Source organism: Vibrio sp. S12_S33 (assembly GCF_963889785.1).
Classification (GTDB): Bacteria; Pseudomonadota; Gammaproteobacteria; order Enterobacterales; family Vibrionaceae; genus Vibrio; species Vibrio aestuarianus.
The window spans coordinates 13,372-30,648 of sequence record NZ_CAWPQZ010000015.1 but is presented as its reverse complement, the minus strand read 5'-3'; the positions used below and the strand labels follow the sequence as shown (position 1 = coordinate 30,648).

At 42.1% G+C, this 17,277-nt stretch carries 15 protein-coding genes; 5 read left to right on the top strand and 10 right to left on the bottom strand.

Annotation, left to right across the window (positions count from 1 at the left end):
- Positions 1-6: 6 nt before the first annotated feature.
- From AACW06_RS09165 to AACW06_RS09135, 7 genes are all read right to left on the bottom strand, one after another.
- Entirely contained in the window at positions 7-597 is a 591-nt protein-coding gene (locus AACW06_RS09165) for an HD domain-containing protein (RefSeq protein ID WP_192074832.1), read from the bottom strand.
- Positions 597-1,175, bottom strand: a complete 579-nt coding sequence (gene rimJ / locus AACW06_RS09160) for a ribosomal protein S5-alanine N-acetyltransferase (RefSeq protein ID WP_192074831.1) — start codon at positions 1,173-1,175, stop codon at positions 597-599. Before rimJ ends, AACW06_RS09165 begins: the two co-directional genes overlap by 1 nt.
- Positions 1,175-2,719, bottom strand: a complete 1,545-nt coding sequence (gene tyrR, locus AACW06_RS09155) for a transcriptional regulator TyrR (protein ID WP_192074830.1) — start codon at positions 2,717-2,719, stop codon at positions 1,175-1,177. Before tyrR ends, rimJ begins: the two co-directional genes overlap by 1 nt.
- Positions 2,720-2,841: 122 nt before the next feature.
- The gene (locus AACW06_RS09150; protein ID WP_192074829.1) at positions 2,842-3,867 is read right to left on the bottom strand and encodes a YcjF family protein; all 1,026 of its coding nucleotides are present in this window, start codon (positions 3,865-3,867) and stop codon (positions 2,842-2,844) included.
- Complete coding sequence (locus AACW06_RS09145; RefSeq protein WP_192074828.1) at positions 3,864-5,243, bottom strand: YcjX family protein; 1,380 nt, start codon at positions 5,241-5,243, stop codon at positions 3,864-3,866. Before AACW06_RS09145 ends, AACW06_RS09150 begins: the two co-directional genes overlap by 4 nt.
- Before the next feature lie 191 nt (positions 5,244-5,434).
- Positions 5,435-5,620 (bottom strand): hypothetical protein, encoded by a 186-nt coding sequence (locus AACW06_RS09140; RefSeq protein WP_192074827.1) that lies wholly within the window; start codon positions 5,618-5,620, stop codon positions 5,435-5,437.
- Positions 5,621-5,721: 101 nt separating this feature from the next.
- Positions 5,722-7,242, bottom strand: coding sequence for a fumarate hydratase (locus tag AACW06_RS09135; RefSeq protein WP_192074826.1), 1,521 nt, complete (start codon positions 7,240-7,242; stop codon positions 5,722-5,724).
- Positions 7,243-7,417: 175 nt separating this feature from the next.
- On the opposite strand from AACW06_RS09135, the gene pabB reads away from it, so the two are divergent.
- Entirely contained in the window at positions 7,418-8,800 is a 1,383-nt protein-coding gene (gene pabB / locus AACW06_RS09130) for an aminodeoxychorismate synthase component 1 (protein WP_192074825.1), read from the top strand.
- A gap of 15 nt (positions 8,801-8,815) precedes the next feature.
- On the opposite strand, the gene AACW06_RS09125 is transcribed toward pabB, so the two are convergent.
- Both AACW06_RS09125 and AACW06_RS09120 read right to left on the bottom strand, forming a co-directional pair.
- Positions 8,816-10,516: an ATP-binding protein gene (locus tag AACW06_RS09125; RefSeq protein ID WP_192074824.1), complete on the bottom strand. Its 1,701-nt coding sequence runs from the start codon at positions 10,514-10,516 to the stop codon at positions 8,816-8,818.
- Positions 10,517-10,523: 7 nt separating this feature from the next.
- The gene (locus tag AACW06_RS09120) at positions 10,524-11,063 is read right to left on the bottom strand and encodes a heme NO-binding domain-containing protein (RefSeq protein ID WP_192074823.1); all 540 of its coding nucleotides are present in this window, start codon (positions 11,061-11,063) and stop codon (positions 10,524-10,526) included.
- A gap of 171 nt (positions 11,064-11,234) precedes the next feature.
- On the opposite strand from AACW06_RS09120, the gene AACW06_RS09115 reads away from it, so the two are divergent.
- From AACW06_RS09115 to AACW06_RS09100, 4 genes are all read left to right on the top strand, one after another.
- Entirely contained in the window at positions 11,235-11,840 is a 606-nt protein-coding gene (locus AACW06_RS09115; RefSeq protein WP_192074822.1) for a CoA pyrophosphatase, read from the top strand.
- Positions 11,841-12,128: 288 nt separating this feature from the next.
- Positions 12,129-13,382, top strand: a complete 1,254-nt coding sequence (locus AACW06_RS09110; RefSeq protein ID WP_192074821.1) for an aromatic amino acid transport family protein — start codon at positions 12,129-12,131, stop codon at positions 13,380-13,382.
- A gap of 116 nt (positions 13,383-13,498) precedes the next feature.
- Positions 13,499-14,860, top strand: coding sequence for an L-serine ammonia-lyase (locus AACW06_RS09105; protein WP_192074820.1), 1,362 nt, complete (start codon positions 13,499-13,501; stop codon positions 14,858-14,860).
- Positions 14,861-15,074: 214 nt separating this feature from the next.
- Complete coding sequence (locus AACW06_RS09100) at positions 15,075-16,685, top strand: endonuclease (protein WP_192074819.1); 1,611 nt, start codon at positions 15,075-15,077, stop codon at positions 16,683-16,685.
- Positions 16,686-16,807: 122 nt separating this feature from the next.
- Here AACW06_RS09100 and queD read toward each other — a convergent pair whose 3' ends face one another.
- Complete coding sequence (queD, locus tag AACW06_RS09095) at positions 16,808-17,173, bottom strand: 6-carboxytetrahydropterin synthase QueD (RefSeq protein ID WP_192074818.1); 366 nt, start codon at positions 17,171-17,173, stop codon at positions 16,808-16,810.
- Positions 17,174-17,277: the final 104 nt, after the last annotated feature.

The following is a 17,277-nucleotide window of genomic DNA, read 5'->3' as shown; positions in this document are numbered from 1 at the left end:
ATTTCCTTAAGGTTTTAACCAACCATTTAAGGTTGCTTGTTCTATCATTTGCTGTGCATGTTGCCACAGCGCATGTGAGCCGTCATCAATACGACGATTCACGGTTAATGCTTGTTGACGTGTTACGCCATGTTCAAGCCAACTTTGGCCTTGATTATGAAAATTAAGCAACATGGGGATAATGCGATCTAATGCTTTGGCAAATAGAGCTTCTGCCGATTGTGCGGCTTCAAACTCTAACCAAACAGCAAGTAGCTCATCACCTTGTTCCTTGGGTAATAAAGCAAATAATCGCTGCGCAGCTTTTAACTCATTTTCTTCTTGCTCTGCCGAGGCTACAACATCATAAACAAAGGTATCGCCTGCATCAATTTCAACAATATCGTGCAGCAATAACATTTTAATAACTTTTGCTATGTCAACGGGTTGGTTAGAATGTTCTTCCATCAAAACGGCCATTAGAGCAACATGCCAGCTGTGTTCAGCGCTATTTTCTAATCGACCATCAGCACTTCTTACTCGAGTACGCCTTAGAACCGATTTTAATCGATCTAGCTCCATCACGAGCTCAAGTTGTTGTCCTAAGCGTAGATCCATTAATCTGCTCTCCAATCTGGATTAATCAAAGCGGTGAGATTATGGTCTTCCCATTTGCCATTTATCAGCAAATAGTTTTTTGCATAGCCTTCTTTTTGGAAGCCCATTTTCATTAAAACCGCTTCACTGCGTTTATTAGATGGCATATACCCAGCCATGATGCGATGCATATTCTGTACGTTAAACATATAGTTACATGCCATACGCAGTGAACGCCCCATAATACCTTTACCTTGGGCATGTTCAGCCAGTGAATACCCTAAATTGCAAGCGTGAAATGGGAAACGCGACATATTACTAAACGAAATGGTGCCAAGCATCTCATTATTGACTTTATCGATAATCAGCAAGTAATAGCCAAGTTGCATTTTGTGCAGCTCATGCAGTTTGATCAGCTTTTGACGCCAACCATTCACGTCAAAGAATGCCGCTTCCCTTTTCGGCTCCCAAGGACGAAGATGTGCTCTGTTCGCATTGAAATAACTCGCAATCATGTCAGCATCGCCGGGTTGAGCAGTTCTTAGCACAATGTCCTCGTCCACTTCATACACTTGTGCAACCGTACTATGAGAGTGCATTAATTTTTCCGAATTCCGTAATCACGTAACTTGTTGGCAATCGACGTATGAGAGACATTCAAGCGTTTTGCCAATTTTCGACTTGAGGGGAACGACTGATACAAACGCTCTAAAATCTGCGCTTCGTATTCTTTCATGATGTCATCTAGTGAACCGTCGATATTGATGTTAGTACTACTTGCCGTCACCGTTTCAAGCTGTGGAAGATGAAAAAGATCAATGCTAAGGACATTGTCAGGCATTTCCGTTAAAGCGCGTAATACCATGTTGTCTAATTGGCGCATATTGCCAGGCCATTGATAAAGCACTAACTGGTCTACAAGATCTTCAGCCAGTTCCGGCTTATTCATTCCCATCTTATTGATATGCTTAGCCATGAACAATTCAAGCAGTGGTTGGACATCATTTGAACGTTCTCGCAATGCGGGAATTCGTAGCGTTAACACATTAAGACGGTAGAACAAATCTTCGCGAAACGCACCAGATTCAGCTAAGTCAGCCAATTTATAGCGTGTAGAAGCAATAACGCGCACATCAACATGCACTTCATGTTCTTCCCCTACGCGGCGGAAAGTGCCATCTTGTAAAAAACGAAGTAGTTTAATCTGTAAATGGGGACTCATTTCACCAATTTCGTCAAGGAAAACGGTACCGCCATTTGCTTGTTCAAATATCCCTTTATGGCCCTGCTGATGGTTAAATGAGCCAGGTGCATGACCAAACAATTCTGTTTCAGCCACATCATCAGGCATTGAAGCACAGCTTAATACCAGAAATGGAAATGCCGCACGATGAGAACGGTTATGGCACGCTTTCGCTAACATTTCTTTACCAGTGCCAGTCTCTCCTTCAATTAATAAAGGCTGTTCGAGCATTGATAGTTTTTTCGCTTGGCTAATAAGTGCTTTGTGACGATTTGAAATACCCACAAAATGTTCAAAGCCTAGATTGTTATGCAATGGCAAGTGATCATCCGTAATAGTCGAGGCACTTTTGGAGCGGATCATCATCATGGTACTGGCTAAAGTGGACTCTTTGGAATCACCCGTAATGTAGACGGGCATCATCTCCATCATGTAATCCAAACCATCCAAAACAATGTCTTCACGCTGACGAACTTTATTGCCTTCTATCCATCGAGAAAAATTGAATGCAGGAAGCAGTGCTGATATGGGGTGGCCAATCACTTCCTTTTCTGCCTTATTAAATAGAGATAAAGCAGAATAGTTTGCCATATCGACAAACCCTTTTAGATCAATGGCAAAAACAGCATCAGGAACGTTATTAAGTAGCGACAGTAATTCAGTATTATGACGTTCCATCGGCATGAACTGAATTTTACGGACATCCTTCACGCCAGAAATTCGGCGAATTTCCGCCATCAATTCACTGAATGTATCAAAATCAATATCAGGGCAGTTGAGGTAAATAATGCCACTCACATCAATTTCTATTCCACGTAAATCGATATTTCTTGAGGCGAGAATATCGAGCAGTTCTCGGGTTAAACCGAGTCTATCTTCACAAAAGACTTCAAGACGCACTTAAAAATCCTAATTGAAAGTGTCAGGAAAAGTTGACAGTAGTTTCTATCAAGCCTTGTAAGGCGTCAAGTCATCTAATGTTTTGCTGTTCACATTCACGCAGTTTTATTGATAAGTGCTGACTATTTCACCACTAAAGTTGCTACCTTAGCCACAATCTGCTTGCGAATGGCGCTCAGTTTTACTTTTCTATCTTGATGCCACGGCATTGGTCTTAGTAAGCTCATCGCTTTTAGCCCCAAACGTGCAGTCAGTATACCAACTCCAAGCCCTTGTCCCGCTCTCGCTGATAGTTTGCCTGCCAAATCCATCGACATTAAATCCATACTGGCATCAATAACCAATTCACTCGCACCTGCCGCGGCCATATTGATCAACACAACTTTAAATAACTTAAGACGCGACCAATAACCTAATTCAACACCATACAATGCGGCCAGTTGATCAATCATCTTAAAATTACGCCATGCGACAAGCAGCATGTCGGCCACAGCCAATGGGCTAATTGCCACCAATGCTGCCGCTTCCGTTGAATATTGAGAAACGATTCGAGTCGCCTTTTTATCTTGCTCTGCCAACACCATCGCGTCATACATATCGAGTACTTCGGCATCACTGTGTGATGCGTTAACACTATTAATCCAACGATCATAAGCGGGGCTTTCTGTTTTAATCCCCCCCTGCTTAGCGATTGCTTGGCAAAATGCCTTACCATGACCAACGCTATCTGACAAAATAAGCTGCTCACTCTGCTCTTGCACACTAAAGTGATGACGTAACGAGCGTAATTTCCAAAGTTCTTTGGTTATAGAACCGATACCTATCGATGCCAAGGCAGTAATAAAACCAGACCAACCTAGAGCTAACCAATCTGCCGATTGAACGGCAGTAATCACCGAATCAATCGCTTGCCATCCGACTAATCCGGAAAAACTGACTAGCAAACCGCTAGCCAACCACTTTCGTCCTCTACTTGGCCTGATCACTTGTTCTAGCTGAGCTTCAGCCTCTTCTTGTGACTCTTTGGCTTCGACTGGAACAAAAACCTCGCTGCTCGTAAATTGCTGCTGCACCGTCAGCTCTTCAGATGCTAAAGATTCAGCGCTGAGTGGCTGCTCGAATACTTGCTTGGTTTTTAAATCACTCATTTCAGCTTATCTCCAATTAGATATTCCAATGCTTTATCTAAACGAATATGAGGACACGGCTCATCGCTGCTATAAGTCTTAGGTCTAAAATGAGTAAATTCGAATCCTTGTTGTTGCCAATACTCTTTATTCGGTAGCTTTTTCGGCACATCACCAGGGAATACGGTAAGCGGTTCACCATTTAAAGTAACCCCTTGCAGTGCGGGCATATTTGTATCACCGCTATTGATAAAACCAGTTTGAGTTGCTTGCACCGATGCCATGCTGATACAGCTCATTTCAATATTTTCGAATGCGGCACTTTGCCAAGCAGGATGAACCATTTGCTGCAACAGTGACACTAAATGTGGGTGCTGCTCTGGTGTTACGTGATCTGATTTCGTTGCGGCAAATAGCACTTTATCTATTTTGGGAGCGAAAAGTCGCTTAAGCAGCCCATTTCTTCCATAGCGAAAGCTATTCATTATCTGCTCTAACGCGCTGCGCATATCTAGAAACGAATCGTAGCCTTCATTCAATGGAGTCAAACAATCAACGAGTACGATTTGTCGATCAAAAGTTGAAAAATGGTGTTTATAAAACGCATTCACTACCTTAGTTTGATACTCCTCATAGCGTGTTTTCAGCATCGAATAATAACTATGCTTGTCTACCTTTCTTTCACCGTAGGGATTTTGACACGGAAAAAACTGCAGGACAGGTGCTCCTTCAAGTTCGCCCGGTAAAACAAAACGCCCCGGTTGTACCCAATGCAGTCCCGCATTTTTGCACTCATGCAAATAATCAGTGTAAAACTTCGCTATCATCGCGAGCTTTTGTTCATTCGACTCATGAGTGAGATCGAGATCGGACAAAGCATCTAACCAAGGTTGCGCTAAGGAAGAACGTATATCTTTTAATGCTGAAAACTGCTTTTCAGACCATTGTTCAAAGGTCATTTCAAGCAGTGGTAAATCAAGCAACCACTCACCGGGATAATCGATAATATCGAGATAAAGTGTAGAAGTATGACCTAATAATTTTTTGCTGCGTTTTTGAGGCTTGTATTTGATTGCAAGGCGAACTTCACTCACATCACGCGTTGGCGTAGGCCATTGAGGTGGATCATTATGCAGTTGCTGCATTGCTTCATCATAAGCAAAGCGAGGAACCATCATATTCGTTTGCGGGACACGCTTTGCACCGACAATACGCCGGTCGCGAGCCACAGACAAAAGCGGCAAATTCGCATGAGTTGAGGTATGCAATAACTGATTAACCAACGAGGTAATGAAAGCCGTTTTCCCTGCTCGTGATAACCCCGTAACGGCAATTCTGACATGAGAATCTAGCCCACGATTGATTAAGTCTGACACTTCTCGACGAATTCGCTTCATTCAACCACTCCAATTTATTCACTGGCGCTATTGTGCATTCATCTATCTTAATACGAGATGAACAAAAAAGCCTCCGAATAAAATCAGAGGCTTAACAAGAGTTGTTGCTACATAAAGACAATACTTATCTTTGGGCTTATATCTTATTCAAGATATAACCTCGAAAGGCCCACTCTTGGAAAGCGTAGAACTCAGTCTTCTTCAATCAGTTTGTAGATCACAAACAAAGCAATTTCTAAAATAAACCATAGTACGCAAGTTATCGTTGCGTACTTCTCATTAAAAATGCTGATGCCGTGTAAAATCAGGTCGTAACCAAGAAAGGCACCGACGACAACGGCTATTGCAATTTGTAAAATCTGAATAAATCGAGGCATCGTGCCCTCCCGACGTTTCTAATAATTAGCGGATTTTCATTAAGTTGAAGACAATAACTGCAGCCGAAGCTGCAGTTATATCTGATCATTATTCGCTTAGACTAAGCTTTGCTTTCCGCTTCGGCAATCTTCACTTTCCATGTGTCAGGGCCGATTTGGTGAGCATTTGCCCCGCGCGAATCGACAGCAACCGTGACCGGCATGTCCTCAACATCGAACTCATAAATCGCTTCCATACCCAAATCTTCAAACGCCACAACGCGTGCTTTCTTAATTGCTTTCGCAACTAAGTATGCAGCGCCGCCAACGGCCATGAGATAAACCGCTTTATGATTTTTGATTGATTCAACGGTAGCAGGACCACGCTCTGCTTTACCAATCATGCCCATAATGCCTGTTTCATCAAGCATCATGTCGGTGAATTTATCCATTCGTGTCGATGTTGTTGGGCCTGCAGGGCCAACAACTTCGTTACCAACCGCATCAACTGGCCCTACGTAGTAAATGAATTTACCTTTGAGGTCGACACCTTTTGGCAAACCTTCACCATTTTGCAGCATGGTTTGAATGCGCTTATGCGCTGCATCACGACCAGTTAAGATTTTGCCGGACAACAGTAATGTTTCGCCTGTTTTCCAATCTTGAACATCTTCTTTAGTTACACTATCAAGATTAACACGACGGGCACTGGCTCCTGCATCCCAAGTGATCTGTGGCCAATCTTCTAGCTTCGGTGGTGTAAGCTCAGCAGGGCCGGAGCCATCTAAAGTGAAATGAACATGGCGCGTCGCCGCACAGTTCGGGATCATGCACACCGGTTTTGAAGCGGCATGCGTTGGCGCTGTTTTAATTTTGACGTCTACCACAGTGGTTAGACCGCCAAGACCTTGCGCACCAATCCCCAATTTGTTGACACGATTAAAGATATCAAGACGTAACTCTTCTTCAGCATTTTGTGGACCACGATCAATCAGTTCTTGAATGTCGATGTGTTCCATCAATGACTCTTTGGCTAATACAGCCGCTTTTTCTGCGGTTCCGCCAATGCCAATCCCAAGCATACCTGGTGGGCACCAGCCAGCGCCCATCAGCGGTAAGGTTTTCTCTACCCACTCAGCAATGTCGTCAGACGGGTTGAGCATGACCATTTTGGTTTTATTTTCGCTACCGCCACCTTTGGCTGCGATTTGGATATCTACTTTATCACCAGGCACCATATTGATATGAACAACCGCTGGCGTATTGTCTTTTGTATTAATACGTTTACCAGCAGGATCCATCAAAACAGAAGCACGCAATGGGTTATCCGGGTTCGTATAAGCCTGACGCACACCTTCATCAACCATTTCTTGCACAGTAAGGTCAGAGTCCCACTGAACATTCATACCGATATTAACAAAACAGGTAACAATGCCAGTATCTTGGCAAATTGGGCGATGCCCCTCAGCTGACATGCGAGAGTTAATCAGTATTTGCGCAATCGCATCTTTTGCGGCTTGGCTTTCTTCTCGGTGGTAAGCTTTTTCTAGGGCTTGAACAAAATCTAGGGGGTGGTAGTAAGAGATATATTGAAGTGCATCAGCGACACTGCTGATCACGTCTTGCTTGCGAATTACCGTCATTGCATGCCTCGTTATTGTTATGCTTCCTTTGACTGTTGCCTGATCCTCAGTCAATAAGCAGCATGCCTAGTGGCGCAATTCGACTTATTGAGGTGATTCAATCAAGTAGCAGCTTTTAATTCGCTTTTTATGATACTCTTGCTTTCCTCAACACGCCATGTAGTGATCGGTCTCTTTGTCACAAATTACACAAATGAATAACAACGAAATTAATAAGATTAATGTCAAATCACTGACTTACCATGTCGATCTCGCTCATCAATTGTTTTCTAAGATCGAACAACTCCCATGGGCAATGCTATTACGCTCCGGTTCAACATCTCACATCGATAGCCGCTTTGATATTATAGTTGCGCAGCCGATTGTTACACTGACAACTCATGGTCATCGCACTACAATATGTGAGCCAAAATACCAGTATCATTCGCAACTTGACCCCTTTAAGCTAATCAGCCAATTGCAGAATCAGTACTTACCCAATATTGAAATTACTGAAGACTTGCCCTTTGTTGGTGGTGCATTAGGCTATTTTGCTTATGACTTGGGCAGACGAGTTGAACAACTTCCGACCATTGCAGAACATGATTTATCGGCACCGGATATGGCGGTTGGATTGTATCAATGGGCGGTCATTGTTGATCATCAAAACCAAAGAGCTTGCGTTGTTGGTGTTGATGTTGAAAACGCCTGGCATTGGTTAAACCACCAACCTTCACTAAATACCGACAACTTTGAGCTAACCTCACCATGGCGCTCAAATATGAACGAGCAACAATACCAAGGTAAGTTTGAGCAAATTCAACGCTATTTATTAGATGGCGACTGCTATCAAATTAATCTCGCGCAACGTTTTCAAGCAACTTACCAAGGCAATGAATGGCATGCTTACCAAAAGCTGGAGGCGGTTAATTCAGCACCTTTTTCGGCATTCATCCGTCTTGCCGAATGTGCCATTATTAGTGTTTCCCCAGAACGATTTATGCAAGTCAAACAAGGCATCATCGAGACCAAGCCAATTAAAGGCACACGTCCCCGCAATCATGACCCTAAAATAGATGCAGAAAATGCCAGCGAACTGGCTTGTGCAGAGAAAGATCAGGCAGAGAATCTGATGATCGTTGACTTACTGCGCAATGATGTCGGGCGAGTCGCAAAGCCTGGAAGTGTGCATGTGCCAAAATTATTTGATATAGAGAGCTTTCCTGCGGTTCATCATTTAGTTAGCACCATTAGAGCAGAGCTCGCAAGCCAATATTCAGCGGCTGATTTATTAAGGGCCAGTTTCCCCGGTGGTTCTATCACTGGCGCACCTAAAGTGCGCGCAATGGAGATTATTGAAGAGTTAGAGCCTCATCGCCGTAGCGCCTATTGCGGTAGTATTGGTTATATCAGTCGCCATGGGCAAATGGATACAAGCATCACCATTCGTACTCTCGTGGCAGAAAATAACCAACTATATGTCTGGGCTGGCGGTGGCATTGTTGCTGATAGCCAATGGGAAGCGGAATACCAAGAAACATTGGATAAACTCAGTCGCATCTTACCCATCCTTACTTAAGGTGTATTCCATCCATTAGCACAGCCATTTGATCAGCATTCGTTCAAGATCGTTGGCTGTGTATGGTTTAGTCAGAATATCGTCCATTCCGCATTGTAAACAACGCTCGCGCTCTTCTAACGTCGTTCCTGCCGTCAATGCAATAATCGGTATAGAATATCCCTTTTCCCGTAACAATTGAGTAGCTTCAAATCCATCCATTTCTGGCATTCGACAATCCATAAAAATCAGGTCATAGGTATTACGCTGTACCGCGTCTACAGCCTCAACCCCGTTGGTAGTAATATCAGGTTGAATGTTCAGCATTTTTAACATTTGATTGATGATAATTTGATTCATTCGGATATCATCCACCACTAAAATAGATCGAGAACTTAGCGGTATTGCATACTCACTCGCTTGCGTCACAGACTCAAGTAACATTTGGCCACTGCAGATTTGCAAAGGTAATGTAATAAAAAACTGGGTTCCTTCACCTTGTTCACTTTCGAACCAAAGTTCCCCTTCCATCAGTTCAACCAAGCTTTTGCAAATAGCAAGTCCTAGCCCAGTACCTTCGAAATTACGTTTACTTGAACGATCTGCTTGCATAAAAGGATCAAATAAATTGGCATGAGCCGACTTTGGAATACCAACTCCCGTATCACTGACAGTGATATTTAAGTGCTTATTGACCCATTTAAGCGTTAATCGTACCTCACCTTGGTGGGTAAACTTGATTGCATTACCAATTAAATTGACCAGAACCTGCTTAAGTCTTTCCACATCACCAACCCACCACTGTGGAAAATCACTTTGCTTTTCGATTACAAAAGAGAGTCGTTTTTCTTGCGCTTTAGGCATTAATATACCCACCAGTGCTTGCTCAAAAATATTCCAATGAAACTGCGTTGGGATCAGTTGCATCATACCAGCATTCATTTTACTAAAATCAAGTAAGTCATTGATAATGATCCGCAGCATATCGCCTGAATGCTTTAAATTGGCTAAGTAATTACACTGCTCTCGGTTCAATGGTGTATCGGCTAATAACTCTGCACTACCTAGTAAACCATTAAGTGGGGTACGCAATTCATGGTTTATCATTGCTACAAATTCTTTGGTCGATTTTTCTGATTCTTCGGCACGCTTACGAGATTCTATATGGCGCGTCATGATCAGTTGCCGACTAATTGCACTGCACAGTAATTCACCCACTAACGCCATTTGGTTAATAATGAAGTCTCTTTCCACACTGTCGAATTTCACTTCGAAAATTAATCGACCGACATACTGTCGCTCAACAATAATTGGCACATAAAGATTATCTTGTTGCCAGTTAATGTCGTGCTGCTCAGAATCAATGGTTTTTAACTGATCGTTGCCAAGTTCAAGACAACTTAAAGTAGGTAAGATTGAATGTGAAAATTGCAAATAGGTCGATTCAATCACTGAGCTTTCACTAAGTCGCTTGATGAACATGGCTAGCAGCGGGTCATCCAACGTTTGACTTAAGAAGGCTCGCCCAAAATAAATCAAGGTTTCGTCGATCTGCTCCTCAAATTCAAATTTTCGCAAATCACGCAATGATTTAATCTCGAGTTGTTTAAGCGCCAAATCAAGCTGTTGGTTCAATTGATACAAGTCGTAACTTTTCTGCTCAAGCAGCTTTTCAGCTTCTTTGCGAGCAGCAATTTCTCTCAATAATTTACGTTCTAATGGGCCTTCGGTGCTCATAATGCCATCAACTCAACATCACAGTAAAACGAACATGACTGCTATCAGCATTTTGCGATTGCATTTCGATCACAACGCTTTGATTAAAGTAATCTGCACACCCTTCAATTAGCCCTAAGCACACATGCGCCATACAACGAGCACTTTTATAGTCGAAAATCAGCTCTGTTTGGCTTTCATTCATAAACTCAAATTTAGGTGGTTTTGCTTCAGGATAGAGTTTTTTTACCTCAATATGGATATAATCTTCAACATGACGAATGAACTGAAAGCAAGTATCACATTGAAACAAGCTTCCATTCGATGGAAGTGAAGCATATAAATTTTTGAAAACATACTCACCAAAGACGCGTTGTAACTCTTCTGCAGATGCACCTGTCATTTTACTCAGCTCAATAATTAATTTGACTAACGCACGGTGATCATAGCTACCCACTGATGTATATATCCCCGAATCCTCAGAACGTTCCAGCACTCCATCTAATACTTCGAGGCCAAATTTCGTTTCCACTAATTCCATAAATTCAGTAAAAATAATTCCTTTCATTGCGATATCCTTGGGTTAATCTAATTAAAGCATGAGCTATAAAATACGTAATTTCAAATAACAGATATTCTAAATTATCAACAGGCTAACTCTTTTATCCTATGATTAATTGTAGTGTTAATAACTATGCTTAGGTGCATGTTATCTACTATCGCTTGCAAGGGAGAAATTGTGTTCAAACTAACTAAAATCGATTTCATTCAAAGCTTTCAACTTAATCGACCTGTGGGATACCATGCTGAATCACTACAAAGAGTGGCTCACCTCTCCTCATCATCTCTACGACGCGCATCCGTACTGGTTGGTTTTGTTGAGCGTGATGGTGGGTTACATGTGGTGTTAACAAAACGCGCAGCTCATTTAAAACATCATCCTGGCCAAATCAGTTTCCCGGGTGGCAAATATGAAGAATGGGATCACTCGTTATACCAAACCGCGATACGAGAAGCAGAAGAAGAAACGGGCATAAAAGCTAGTCAGATCGAAATTTTGGGACATTTGCCAGAACTGGTTACCGTCAGCAAATTTTCTGTCACACCTGTCGTAGCGTTTATCCAACCAGATTATCAAGCCAAATTGGATGATAATGAGGTCGAAGAACTGTTTGAAGTACCAGCTAATTATCTATTTGACCGTACAAAATTATACAGTGGACTGTTTCAAGTAAAAAACCAAGCACATCGTGTGTTTGCCATCCCATATAAACAACATTTCATATGGGGTATGACCGCGCAAATTATTCAGGCGTTACAGACTCATATCATTTCACCCACTTAATCTCACTCATTAGTTTATCCAAACAATCACATTTTCTTTACCGATTGGCATAGTAGCAATCTCCTAGCGTGAGAAAATGTTAATCAAACATCATTTTCAATAACTTTTACTAATCCATCCCATTAACAATCCTCACATGTAGCACGCTATTTTCGTGATCAAAAATTGGTTTTTGATGTATCATTCAATAAGCTAGAGCGTTACATGATTTAGATCTATTTTTCTTATGAGAAAATTATGCAAAATGCCCGCGACTTATTTCCTGTTCCCAAAAATGAGTAACACAAAATGAATAACACAACCACGGCAACTTCTGCCGCACAATCGTCTAGCAAGTGGACTTACAAAGATTTCACTTGGTGTCTTTCCCTCTTTGGTACAGCAGTTGGTGCTGGTGTACTCTTCCTTCCAATTAAAGCTGGCGCTGGTGGTTTTTGGCCATTAGTTATCTTAGCCCTAATTGCTGCACCAATGACTTGGTTTGCGCATAAAGGTCTAGCACGCTTCGTCCTTTCTGCAAAAAGTGTTGATGCAGATATCACAGATACAGTAGAAGAACATTTTGGTAAAACTGGCGCAAATCTTATCACTTTCGCTTACTTTTTCGCCATCTACCCTATTGTTCTTATCTATGGTGTGGGCATCACCAACACTGTGGATTCTTTCCTTGTAAACCAAGTCGGCATGGAATCGATTCCTCGTTGGCTGCTGTCTGGTGCGCTGATTGCTGCTATGACTGCAGGCGTAGTATTTGGTAAAGAGTTGATGCTAAAAGCAACATCAGCCATGGTCTATCCATTGGTGTTGATTTTATTAGCACTATCGTTCTACCTGATTCCAGAATGGAACACTTCAATGATCGAAGTCACACCTGACTGGTCTGCAATGCCAACTATTGTTTGGTTAGCAATTCCAATCATCGTGTTTTCTTTCAACCACAGTCCAATTATCAGTCAGTTCTCTAAAGAACAACGTCTGCAATACGGTGACAATGCAGCGAAAAAAACTGACATGATCACTGGTGGTGCTGCAATGATGCTGATGGGCTTTGTGATGTTCTTCGTGTTCTCAGTGGTTCTTTCTCTATCACCAGAGCAATTAGCTTTAGCAAAAGAACAAAACATATCTGTTCTTTCTTACTTAGCGAACATCCACGAGTCTCCAATGATTTCTTATATGGGTCCTCTCGTTGCTTTCGCGGCAATCACATCAAGCTACTTTGGTCACTTCCTAGGTGCTCATGAAGGTCTAGTTGGTTTGATTAAGTCTCGCTCTAATAGTTCTGTTAGCAAAATTGAAAAAATGTCACTGATTTTCATCGTGTTGACAACATGGGTTGTAGCTATTGTTAACCCAAGTATCCTTGGCATGATCGAAACCATGGGTGCACCAATGATCGCTGGTATCTTATTCCTATTGCCTATCTTTGCTATGCATAAAGTTCCAGCAATGGCTAAGTACAAGACTTCAGCACCAGTACAGATTTTCACAACTATCTGTGGTCTTGCTGCGATTAGTTCTGTAATCTACGGCGCTCTTTAATCTGATGTATTGGCTTCGACTACTGAAGACAATGACTTTGATAACTGAATACAGAATATAACAATAATAAGAAGCCTCCCTCTTTGATAGGGGGGCTTACTTTTGAGGTAATCGATATGATTAGTGTATTTGATATCTATAAAATCGGTGTTGGTCCTTCAAGCTCACACACAGTGGGACCAATGAAAGCGGGTAAAGAATTTATTGATGATTTACGTTCAATGGGAAAATTGCGCGACATCACTAAAATCACCGTGGACGTTTATGGTTCATTATCACTGACAGGGAAAGGTCACCACACCGATATTGCTATCATCATGGGTCTTGCTGGTAATACCCCTGAGAAAGTCGATATAGATGCAATTCCAAGCTTTATTGCTCGTGTTGAAGAAACAGAGCGCCTTCCTGTTGGCATGCATTGCCACACCGTATCATTTCCTAAAGATGGTGGAATGAATTTCCACAAAACTAACTTGTCTTTGCATGAAAATGGTATGCAGATCCACGCGTGGATTGATGACGAAGTGGCTTACTCGAAAACTTATTACTCGATCGGTGGTGGTTTCATCGTTGATGAAGAGAATTTTGGTAAAGAGAAAGAAAACCCAATCAAAGTTCCGTATGTGTTTACCAGTGCTGAAGAACTGATGAACCAATGTAAGGACAATGGTCTTTCCATCAGCACTCTGGTCATGGCGAATGAAAAAGCATTGCACTCTGATGAAGAAGTTCGCACCTATTTTGCTAACATTTGGAAAACCATGCGCGAGTGTATGGATCGTGGTATGAATACGGAAGGAATTTTGCCTGGTCCTCTGCGCGTTCCTCGTCGTGCCGCTGTGCTTCGTCAACAATTAATGACGTCAGAAAAAACAACCAACGATCCAATGGCGGTTGTTGACTGGGTTAATATGTACGCCTTTGCAGTCAATGAAGAAAATGCAGCGGGTGGTCGTGTCGTAACAGCGCCAACCAATGGTGCTTGTGGCATTATCCCTGCCGTTTTAGCGTATTACGATAAATTCATTCAAACTGTTACCGAGAAAGATTACATCCGTTACTTCGCCGCTTCAGGCGCTATCGGTGGTCTATACAAGCGTAATGCTTCAATTTCTGGAGCGGAAGTGGGCTGTCAGGGTGAAGTGGGTGTGGCATGTTCTATGGCAGCAGCAGGTCTTGCTGAGCTGATGGGCGGTAGCCCTGAGCAAGTATGTATGGCAGCAGAAATTGCAATGGAACATAACCTTGGCCTAACCTGTGACCCTGTTGCAGGTCAAGTGCAAGTCCCTTGTATTGAACGTAATGGTATTGCTGCAGTTAAGTCTATTAACTCAACACGTATGGCGCTTCGTCGTTCTTCAGCCCCCCGAGTCTCACTTGATAAAGTTATCGAGACGATGCTGGAAACCGGTAAAGACATGAATGCTAAATACCGTGAAACCTCACAAGGTGGTTTGGCAATTAAAGTTGTGTGCTAACTAAGCCCACATAGATGCCAGAAGCCCAAGCCGAAATGCTTGGGCTTCCTTTTATCAAGCATTTTTCGCTGACTACAGAATATCAAACGTGAGATCTCCCGCATAAAATTGTGAGATATTCCAAGCATGACACGCCAAAATGAGATGTAGCTATAATTTATAAGCTTGATAAATAGTTATCTTGATTGTGATTTAAAAATCCAATGAGAAAATTATGACCATAAAAATAACAAACCTTACCTTACTCACGCTTCTGTGCACTCCTCTGTCTTACGCTCAGGTACAAAATGGTGATTTTGAACAGTGGGTCGGTAATACGCCAACGGACTGGACCACCATAGATTCTGGTATTTCCATTACTCCATCTAGTACACAAATCAGTAACGGCGGACTTTCCGCACAAGTCACCGTTAATACGACAATACAAAGCAATACAGATTTGCTACAGACCCTTAGTGTTGAACAAGGTAAAAGCTACCCATTTTCAGTTTCCATTTATCACACAGAAGGTCACCTACAAGCACGCTTAATTGTTGATGGTTACCAAGGTTACTCTGAACCACAAAAAACGAATCAGTGGCAGACGCTCACCCATAACTACATCGCAACCAGTACTAAAGACATTCAAGTTGGGCTACGTTTTTATGATATGACTGGGTTTGACGGCTCCGAACTCATATATATTGATAACTTTCAGCCGAGCAGTAGCACAATGACACCCCCAACTAACATTTGCGGTGATCACGACCTCACTCTCAATTTAACCACTGACCAGTATGCGGCGGAAACCTCCTGGGAAATAATAAATAGTCAATCTAAAGTTGTTTATTCAGGTAATGGTTACAGTAATTCCACGACTTATAACCAAAACATATGCTTAGCTGATGGTGAATACACATTCACGATCAACGACAGCCATGGCGATGGCATCTGCTGTAGTTTTGGAAACGGTTCTTATTCTTTAGTCAATGGACAACAAACACTATCATCTGGTGGGCAGTTCCAATACAAGCAATCGAATAACTTCTCACTTAGCGAACCATCCCTCTCGCCAAGCACTGACTATTATCAAGCAGCAGCAGGAAAGACTGGTTTTGAATTAAAAAGCGCCTTATACAACATCATTAATAATCATAATAGTCGCGGTTATTCAGCAATTTGGACATTAGTAAAAGATGCAGATCTAGACAACTACTATGAAAATGATGGTTCAATTTTGGATGTCTATTCTGAAAAGCCTGCAAGCAATGATGATGTTAACTTTACCAAAGTCAGCGATCAATGTGGTCAGTATAAGCAAGAGGGTGATTGCTATAACAGAGAACATTCGTTTCCTAAAAGCTGGTTTGGCGGTGCAGTTGAACCGATGTATTCAGATGGCCATCATTTGTTTGCCACTGATGGTTTTGTCAACTCAAAACGCAGTAACTGGCCATTCGGTGAAGTCGGCAATAGCACTTATGTCTCTAGCAACGGCTCTAAACTCGGAACCGCGAGCAGTTCTTTAGGGTATAATGGAACAGTGTTTGAACCAATTGACGAATTTAAAGGCGATTTTGCACGAGCTTATTTTTATATGGCGACCCGCTATGAAAACATAGTCAGTAATTGGCAAGAAAATAGCATTAACTCTGATGCAGTGCTTGATGGTAGTAGTACAACGGTATTTGAACCTTGGCTACTGACGATGCTAAAACGTTGGCACCAAGAAGATCCCGTGAGCGCTAAAGAACACGAGCGTAATGAGGCAATTTATCAATTTCAAGGGAACCGGAATCCATATATCGACCATCCTGAATATGTAAACCAGATCTGGGGTAACTGACCTATCTATTTCATAATTGATGGTTTTTATTTCACCGTGACATCATTTGGTAATAGTAGCTGAAGCCCATAAAACTCAATATACAAAAAAGCGAAGTTCCTGCTTCGCTTTTCTATCTAACCCTATACTTCGCCTTTATAAATACAACCGGCGGTGCATGTCTCTTTAATCTCTACCTTGCTCAATAGTGGGAGTGCGGGTTTCAATTGTTGCCAAATCCATTGTGCTAAAACTTCGCTGGTTGGATTCTCGAGTCCTTCGATATCGTTCAAGTAATAGTGATCCAAACGATCATAAATAGGCTTAAATGCGGCTTTTATTTCCGCAAAGTCAACAACCCATCCTGTATACGGGTTGACCTCCCCTTCTACATACAGACGAACTAAGAAAGAGTGTCCGTGCAAGCGACCACATTTATGTCCTTTAGGTACATGTGGTAAATGATGAGCTGCTTCAAACATAAACTCTTTATATAATTCTGTTTTCATCTTGATTCTCTGGCTTTAGAAAGACACGCAATACTAAGTAATAAGGCCTAATGACACAAGTTCACCTCAATATTAATCTCCAGCAAAACGGTTAAAACTGAACC